Raw genomic sequence first — 5,804 nt, forward strand, 5'->3', positions numbered from 1 at the left:
CTGACACTGCGTAACCGATTGCAACGGCTCAATCGCAAGACGCTCGGATATTCAAAATCATCCGAAATGCACGATAGGATCATCGGTACTTACATCTAACGCGAGTACTACGTTTGATGCTACATCAACCCATTGAATACACGACCCACAAAACGGGCATCTTACATAAACTTTAGCCACTGTATTCCACATCCAAAACCGAATATGGTACACTGCAATCAACATGTTGAATACACGACCCCGATTTTTACTTATGGAGAGGTTATATATATTTGCAAATTAAAACAATTGCGGCGCTAAAGCCTATTATAGTTTTAGTGAAAATTACCGTGTTAGAGAAAACCGACAGACGTAAATTCATTCGCCCACAGGGGCAATTTCATTTAGACGCCATTCTCGGGTATGACAATGAAAAGAAAACGCTCATTGGTGAGTAAACCGACATTATTTATATCACTGTGCTTATTTATGATCTGGCTGGTTTCTGTTTTTGCTGCAACCTACGCCTCGCTTAACCAGAAAAAACATTATTTAATTGAAAATCTAACGCACTTTTCTATCCTGCGTGCAACGTTAACCAATCACCGTTTTGAAGGTGCAGAACGGGATGCGCAGATATTAGCACACCGCTACCACCTTTACCACAGCGAAGCCGCAGACAAGGCAGTGGTCGACAAAAGTGAAAGCTGTTACCTGCCCATTGATACCAGCGCATGTATCCCCAAAACGGTTAAAGAGAAGGATCGCAGCTTTATCCAGGTTTACGGCACCGCCGGGCAAACCTATTATCTCGACAGTTTTGTGCTGGATAGCCGCTATGGCATCTCGCTGCTGCCCCCTCGCGAGCACCCCGCCGACTATTTTTCACGTCGACGCACCGAGTTAACGGAATTGCTTGGCAGCTCCCTCAACCACAATATGCACTGGGGCGAACCCAAGTACACAGAGGGCGTAGGCTGGAGCATCTCCGTTGCGGCCACCAGTTCACAAGGTATGCTCGCCGGGCTTTCGGTCAAATTAAGCGATGTGCTCTCTTACGGCCAGTTGTTCTCCGGCAGTGATATCAGCCTCTGGCTGGATAAGCAAAATCACATACTGCCTTTTTCCCTGCTCGACGAAAAGCAAAGTAAAGCACTACAGGCGCGGTTCAACGATGTCACGCTGCATGATGGCTGGCAGGAAATTCCCGGCTATCTGGTGCTGCGCACCCAGTTGAAAGGGCCCGGCTGGCAACAAGTTATCCTGTATCCAACGCGGGATATCATCCACCGAGCGCTGTCTATCGTCATCAGCCAACTGCCTTTCGCATTAGCGACGTTAGTCCTCATTGCACTGATGTTGTTGGGGCTGCTCCACCGTCATCTGGCCCGCCCGTTGCAGGACTTTGTCGATATCATCAATAAAACGAAACGGGCACCACTGTCGCTGCGTTTGCCGGAAAACCGTCATGATGAACTCGGCAGCATTGCTCAGGCTTACAACCGGCTGTTGAACGATCTGCGCGCGCAACATGACAACCATGACAACCTAGAAAATACCGTGGTTGAACGCACACGCGAGTTGATTATCGCCAAGCAGCAGGCGGAACAGGCCAACAAACGTAAAAGCAGCCATCTGACCACCATCAGCCATGAACTGCGCACGCCGCTCAGCGGCTCACTGGGTGCGCTGGAATTGCTCCAACTCACCCCGCTATGCGCCAAGCAAAGTCATCTGGCGGAAACGGCCCGGCTTTGTACCCTATCATTGCTGGATATCATCAACAACCTGCTGGATTTCTCGCGTATAGAGTCAGGGCAAATCTCGCTGCACGTCGAGCAGACAGCGCTGCTCCCGCTGCTTGATCGCGCGATGTACACCATTCAGGGGCCTGGAAAAAGCAAAGGATTGATGCTGCGCACCATCGTCAGCGGTGATGTGCCCTTGCTTATCGATATGGATGCGACTCGCGTGCGGCAAATTCTGGTGAATTTGTTGGGGAATGCGGTCAAATTTACGGATAACGGGGGGATAACGCTCAGCGTCACGCGCGACGATAACACGCTGATATTTGCCGTCTGTGACAGCGGCAAAGGCATTGCCTCTGCCGACCGCGATGCGGTATTCACCCCTTTCTTTCAGAGCCAGGGAAACATTCAGGGGACTGGGCTTGGGCTGACGATTGCCTCGAATCTGGCTCGAATGATGGGGGGCTGGCTGGATCTCAACAGTTCGGTAGGGCTCGGTACCTGCATCTCTTTTATGATGCCACTCGGTAAACACGTCACGCCCACGCCATTAAGCGGCAATATCACCGCGCCATTGGCACTGCACCGGCAACTGAGCGAATGGGGACTGACATGCGATTCCGCAACGCATGACAATGCCCTGTGTGCTGATGAACTTGGCTTTCTGCCGGGCAAACTCTATACGCTAGCCGCTCAGATAACGTCAGGCATCACCGACACCGATAAAGCGGTGATTCCGGTTCAACCCTGGCGACTACATATCCTGCTCGTTGATGATGCGACGATAAACCGCGACATCATTGGTGCCATGCTGACGCTGCTCGGGCAAAACGTCACTACCGCCTGTAACGGCCGGGAAGCGCTGGCGTGTGGGCGACAACAACGTTTTGATCTGGTGTTGATGGATGTCTGTATGCCGGAGATGGATGGACTGACCTGCACCCGACAGTGGCGTCAGGACAGCAATAATCAGGATCCTGAATGCGCCATTATGGCCTTGTCGGCCAACACTGCATCGGAAGAAATTGTCCGTTGCAAGCAAGCCGGTATGCACCATTACCTGACCAAGCCCGTCACGCTGGCGCATTTGGCCGATGGCATCAGCATCGCTGCAGAATATCAACTTCAGCGAGAAATCGATCTGCAAGAGCAAGATAACCTGACAGACAAGGCCATCATCGACATCACCCACCCCACGATGCGACGAAAAATCCGTCGTGCACTTCGTGAATTGCTGTCAGACATTGAACAAAATTCAAGCGATCAGAAAAAAACTATCACGCTGTTGCATACCCTAAAAGGATGCATCGGGCAGGCTGGTCTCGGTCCATTGCTGTGCGATGTGATCGATATGGAGAACCGTGTTAAACGTGGACTGCCATTATCCAACGCGGAAATTGCAGAACTACGTCTTACGCTGGATGTCGCTTTACGTTTGAAATGTTCACCGTAAAGGACAACGTTTTGTTGAGAGGAATGGAATATGAACGATCATAAAATTTTGCTGGTGGACGATCATGAGTTGATCATAAACGGCATTATCAATTTGCTGGTGCCCTATCCGCGCTTCCGTATCATTGCGCACACTGAAAATGGCCTTGAGGTCTATAACGCCTGCCGCCTGCACGAACCAGATATTGTGATCCTCGATCTGGGATTGCCGGGTATCAATGGGCTGGATCTTATCCCACAGCTCTGTTCGCGCTGGCCTAAAATGGCGATCCTCGCTTACACCGCACATAACGAGGAGTTTATGGCAATACGCACTCTGTCAGCTGGCGCAATGGGGTACGTATTAAAAAACAGTAGCCAAAAGACATTATTGGCTGCAATACAGACCATGGCCGTCCGAAAAAGGTATATCGACCCGGCTCTAAACCGAGATGCCATCAACTCAGCCCTGAACACGGAAGGGGGCAGTCCGGAGTTGCTGACACCGCGTGAACGGCAAATACTGAGACTTATTGCCAACAGCTACACCAACCGCCTTATCAGTGAACAACTGTGCATCAGCGTTAAAACGGTCGAAACCCATCGACTGAACATTATGAAAAAGCTCAATGTACATAAAGTGACAGAGTTGCTTAATTGCTCGAGGCGCTTAGGGCTAACTGATTGAGTTTTTTATACCAGGCCACACTTTATAGCGCCTGTTAACAGGCGCTGATAGCCAGATGTTCTACGCGATGAATAGCCTCGCGTAGCGTCTCGCGGGTAACGACATTGGGCATATTGCACATATCCGGTGCCGTCACGGCCGCATTCAATATGGCCGCCTGTTCCTCAGAAGTCAGGGTTGGTGCAATCGCTGCCAGTGATGTTGGAATGGCACAATCCTTCGCCAACGCAATGGCTTCAAGCAATTCATCATCGCTACGCCCTTCCTGCGCCAGTAAACAGAGATTACCAAACCCCACCAGCAGGCCATGCCCGTGTGTGCGTCTTATCGCACACGGTAAAGCCCTCGTAGAGCGCATGGGCACCATTGCTCATCAACGAGGTCAACCCTGCAAACAAGAAGATAGCATCAAGCACCTGATCCAACGCCGGTGTTGCCTGCCGTTGCCGGACTGCTTCACAGGCGGCGGCACCAAATCGGGCAATTTGTTGATAGCAGAGCTGGCTGTTTGCCATGGAGGACGCACCAAAACCGGTGACATCCTTATTACCGCTAATAGCTCGCAGTTCATACCATTTTGCCAGCGTATCGCCCAGCCCCGCCGCCAGCCAGCGCAGCGGTGCTTTAGCCAGAATATCGGAATCAATAATCACCGCAGCAGGAGCGACTGGCAGATGATACAGATCGCGAAAATGGCCATCGTCATGATAGCGAATCGTCAGCGGCGTCACCGCGGCACAGGTTGCCGCGATGGTCGGCAGGGTGATAACCGGACGGGAGGTTTCCAATCCTACGGCTTTGCCTGTATACAGTGCTTTCCCACCACACACAGCGATAATCACATCTGCAGCGTGGGTGCGTACGTCTTGCGCCAGACGTAAAATCTGTGTTTCGCTGCACTAACCGCCGTACCAGATATCGGAACACTTGATCACACCGGCTCCTGCCAGTTGTGCATCAATCAGGGATGACGCCGCCCAGCGCATTCTTACCCCCCAAAACCAAAGCACGCTTACCCAACGCTGAAGCGATGGTGCACAACTGGTTAATCGCGCCTGCGCCGCGCACCACGCGCGCAGGAAAATAGACCTGTTGCATGTATTCTCCGTAAGTATTCAGTCAATTGGCCGAAATGGGGCTACTGCGCACACTGGCGCAACGCCGCAATACACTGTTGGTTGGCGGCCTCAGACCCCACAGAGATCCGCAGCCATTGGGTGTATCCGGCTTCCAGGCAGGGCTTCACAATCACCCCAAAATGCAATAAACGCTCAGCCAACGCAGCGCTATCCTGCGCAACATTCACAAACAGGAAATTGGCCTGCGACGGAGCCACAAACCATCCCAAGGCGTGCAGTTGATCTCTGAGCCAGGCCCGTTGCTGCGAGACATGGGTGACACTGCGTGCCACGTGCGCCACATCCAACAGCGCCGCCTGTGCCGCAGCCTGCGCCATACGGTTGATATTGAACGGTGTACGTACGCGATCGAGCAATTTCACCATCTCGGCATGACACGCTAAACCATACCCCACACGCAACCCAGCCAGACCGTATGCCTTGGAAAAGGTGCGCAACACAATCCACGGTCGCGCCTGCTGACGTAATACGGAGAGGCTATCGGGATAATCGGGGTGAGCGGCGCAGTACTCATAATAATCTTCGTCGATCACCAACACGCAGTCCGGCGGCGTCATGGCAATCAGTCGTTCGAATCCCTCACGCACCAACATGCTACCCACGGGGTTGGAGGGGTTACTGAACACCACCATTTTGGCCGGTTGTGCCAGCGCCTGCGCCCAAGCATCCAGGTCATACTCCGGTCGTGTATTCAATATGTTGATTGCAGTGTGAAATGTCCGGTTTTGGATGTGGAATACAGTGGCTAAAGTTGATGTAAGATGCCCGTTTTGTGAACAGACATCTCCTGTGAAAAAACACGGTTATGGCAAAAGTGGC

The 5,804-nt window shown here is 52.1% G+C and carries 4 protein-coding genes and 3 pseudogenes; 5 read left to right on the forward strand and 2 right to left on the reverse strand.

Annotation, left to right across the window (positions count from 1 at the left end; genetic code table 11):
* The 4 genes from QZ506_RS06690 to QZ506_RS06705 all read left to right on the forward strand — a co-directional run.
* The coding region (locus QZ506_RS06690) for an IS1 family transposase (RefSeq protein WP_291969970.1) at nucleotides 1-99 on the forward strand (99 nt) is incomplete at its 5' end.
* A 33-nt stretch (nucleotides 100-132) separates the two neighbouring features.
* Nucleotides 133-300, forward strand: a complete 168-nt coding sequence (locus tag QZ506_RS06695; RefSeq protein ID WP_291969965.1) for a hypothetical protein — start codon at nucleotides 133-135, stop codon at nucleotides 298-300.
* A gap of 108 nt (nucleotides 301-408) precedes the next feature.
* Nucleotides 409-3,180 carry a two component system sensor kinase gene (locus QZ506_RS06700; RefSeq protein ID WP_291969967.1) on the forward strand — a complete coding sequence of 924 codons (2,772 nt, stop codon included), beginning with the start codon at nucleotides 409-411 and terminating at the stop codon, nucleotides 3,178-3,180.
* 30 nt (nucleotides 3,181-3,210) lie between these two features.
* Entirely contained in the window at nucleotides 3,211-3,846 is a 636-nt protein-coding gene (locus tag QZ506_RS06705; protein WP_291969969.1) for a two component system response regulator, read from the forward strand.
* A 34-nt stretch (nucleotides 3,847-3,880) separates the two neighbouring features.
* Here the strand turns inward: QZ506_RS06705 and QZ506_RS06710 are convergent.
* Together QZ506_RS06710 and QZ506_RS06715 are read right to left on the reverse strand one after the other, a co-directional pair.
* Nucleotides 3,881-4,944 (reverse strand): annotated as a pseudogene (locus QZ506_RS06710) (iron-containing alcohol dehydrogenase family protein).
* A gap of 40 nt (nucleotides 4,945-4,984) precedes the next feature.
* Nucleotides 4,985-5,665, reverse strand: a pseudogene (locus tag QZ506_RS06715) (aminotransferase class I/II-fold pyridoxal phosphate-dependent enzyme); the annotation flags it as partial.
* A 61-nt stretch (nucleotides 5,666-5,726) separates the two neighbouring features.
* Between QZ506_RS06715 and QZ506_RS06720 the strand changes: the two are divergent.
* A pseudogene (locus QZ506_RS06720) lies at nucleotides 5,727-5,804 on the forward strand (IS1 family transposase); the annotation flags it as partial.

It is taken from the genome of Candidatus Symbiopectobacterium sp. (assembly GCF_020054415.1).
Classification (GTDB): domain Bacteria; phylum Pseudomonadota; class Gammaproteobacteria; order Enterobacterales; family Enterobacteriaceae; genus Symbiopectobacterium.

Coding starts and splice junctions, on each gene's coding strand:
- QZ506_RS06700 (WP_291969967.1), top strand. CDS start 409: ATGAAAAGAAAACGCTCATTGGTGAGTAAACCGACATTATTTATATCA.
- QZ506_RS06705 (WP_291969969.1), top strand. CDS start 3,211: ATGAACGATCATAAAATTTTGCTGGTGGACGATCATGAGTTGATCATA.